Origin of the sequence: Streptomyces mutabilis, assembly GCF_014649815.1 — a bacterium.
In the GTDB taxonomy this organism is placed as follows: Bacteria; Actinomycetota; Actinomycetes; order Streptomycetales; family Streptomycetaceae; genus Streptomyces; species Streptomyces mutabilis.
Genome location: NZ_BMTT01000178.1, coordinates 1 through 647 on the forward strand (window position 1 = coordinate 1; position 647 = coordinate 647).

Consider the following 647-nt stretch of genomic DNA (forward strand, 5'->3'; position numbering starts at 1 on the left):
GTGACGATCACGGATATTACTCGCCAAGAATTAAGTCGATTAGAATTAAAACATCTTGTGGCATTAAAAACCCAAGATTTACAAGAAAAGAACAAACAATTAAATGAAGAAATTGTGCGTCGTGAACAAGCACAAAAACACTTAATTCAGACACAAGAAGAGTTAGTGCAAGCGGCCAAAATGGCTGTAGTAGGACAAGCAATGACCAGTCTTGCACATGAATTAAATCAACCGCTTTCAGCCATTAATACCTACTTATATAGCGTTAAATTAACACTACAGATGGAGAAATATGACCAACTTCCTGATCCCATTGAGCGTATTGAAAAATTATGTGCTCGTATGAATAGGATCATTACGGCATTACGTAATTTTTCTAAAAAATCCTCATCTGAAGTCAGTTATGTTTCAGCGCCGTTACAGGGGCTGGTGGAAAGTGCCATGGTATTAGTGGAATCGCGCTCTAAACGAGAGCAGTGCACCATTATCAATAATATCCCCAGTGAACTGAATATTTGTGCCGATCCAACACAAATAGAGCAGGTCTTAGTTAACCTGTTTGTTAATGCAATGGATGCGGTCGCAGTATTGAGCATAAGTCAGACCCCCGTCTCCCCATTATCGCCTGACACTAAATATCACCGAGT

General features: G+C 39.7%; 1 protein-coding gene. It reads left to right on the forward strand.

Going from position 1 to position 647, the window contains the following annotated elements:
• Positions 1 to 647, forward strand: a 647-nt coding sequence (locus IE142_RS39915; protein ID WP_229831257.1) for a histidine kinase dimerization/phospho-acceptor domain-containing protein, incomplete at both ends; no start/stop codon positions are given.